The sequence below is a fragment of the Paracoccus litorisediminis genome, from assembly GCF_009711205.1.
Classification (GTDB): domain Bacteria; phylum Pseudomonadota; class Alphaproteobacteria; order Rhodobacterales; family Rhodobacteraceae; genus Paracoccus; species Paracoccus litorisediminis.
Genome location: NZ_WMIG01000061.1, coordinates 1 through 1,185 on the forward strand (window position 1 = coordinate 1; position 1,185 = coordinate 1,185).

2 protein-coding genes and 1 pseudogene are annotated in these 1,185 nt (G+C 59.7%); 1 reads left to right on the forward strand and 2 read right to left on the reverse strand.

All coding sequences use genetic code 11. From position 1 onward, the window contains the following. The coding region (locus tag GL300_RS26560; RefSeq protein WP_211595419.1) for a hypothetical protein at positions 1-183 on the forward strand (183 nt) is incomplete at its 5' end. A 159-nt stretch (positions 184-342) separates the two neighbouring features. Here the strand turns inward: GL300_RS26560 and GL300_RS26040 are convergent. Next, a pseudogene (locus GL300_RS26040) lies at positions 343-753 on the reverse strand (transposase); the annotation flags it as partial. A gap of 72 nt (positions 754-825) precedes the next feature. Then, positions 826-1,185: hypothetical protein (locus GL300_RS26045; RefSeq protein ID WP_211595421.1), on the reverse strand; the 360-nt coding region annotated here is incomplete at its 5' end.

The following is a 1,185-nucleotide window of genomic DNA, read 5'->3' on the forward strand; positions in this document are numbered from 1 at the left end:
TGTCTGAGCGACGGCTTCGGCGAAAGCCGCGGTGCTGCAAGTCTGGTGCTCCAGCGTCCGCAATGGGCCGGCAGCTACGGCCGCCATTTCCTGTCCCACAGCATGTTGGGCGGGAGCTCTTCGCCGCCATTCAGAGCGGGGACGACGACACTCGGCTGTTCGCAGGTGCAGCATCGCGCGTGATCCGAAGCGGCCGCTCGGACTTGGCTAATGCGGCACGGCGGCATTCTCCATTGCGGCCATTGATGCGAAGCGCAGCGAATGTGGTTGCTGCGAATTCAGAAACGCCTCAACTGGCGGTCAGCCCTGAGCCAACTGCGCCAGTTTCCGAAGCTGCCCCTTACCGAGAAGCTCTGCCAGCACTTCGCTGAAATCACCGGTGCTGACGCCCTTGAGGTAAAGCCAGGGCAGCAGCTCCTCGGCCGATTTCGCCTTGCGAAGGTATCGTGGCAGGATGCTGGGCGTGAAGCTGATCTTCTCCTCACCCGGCTTGCGATCGCGCACCCGCGGCACCTTCACGGGCACGGGGCCGATCCCGGTCATCACCTCGCGCTCGGGCAGGTGACCATGGCGCACCAACCGGGATGTCCCATTCTCCAGCTTTTCGTCAGCAAACGCAGCCATCAACGCCGCGAGTTCCGCCTGGATTGCCTGCTCGATCAGCTTGCGCGCGCCCTCGCGAATAATATCGGTAAACGGGGCGGCGCTGAATCCGGATGCATGGGGCAGCTGCGTAATGGTCGTCGATGACATGTGGCGTATCCTTTTCTCTGCTGAGAATTGACGGCATCTGAACACCGCCTTGATATGCCACCCTTCAGGCCATCACCGATCTTTGCCCGTTACTCTGCATCCACCAGGCGTTAGCCATCGGCTCGAGGTGAAAGGATTAGATATCTCCTCTCCAGCCTTCTCCTTCTTCTGCAGAATATAGCGCATCCGTTCACGCTGGTCGCGGCAGGTCGTTTCAGCTGCGATCTGAGCGATATCCATGCGACTGAAGACATGCGGGTTGAGACCCATGATCGCAGCCTCTTGGACATGGCCCGGAGACAGCGGTTTGCTATCTGCAAGAGCCGATCCCGTCGCAACAGAGAAAAACAATGCGACGAGAGCGAGTTTCCTGAACATCTGATGCCTCCACATATGGCTCCAATGCATGTGGTCACTCTGGTGCGTCGTTAG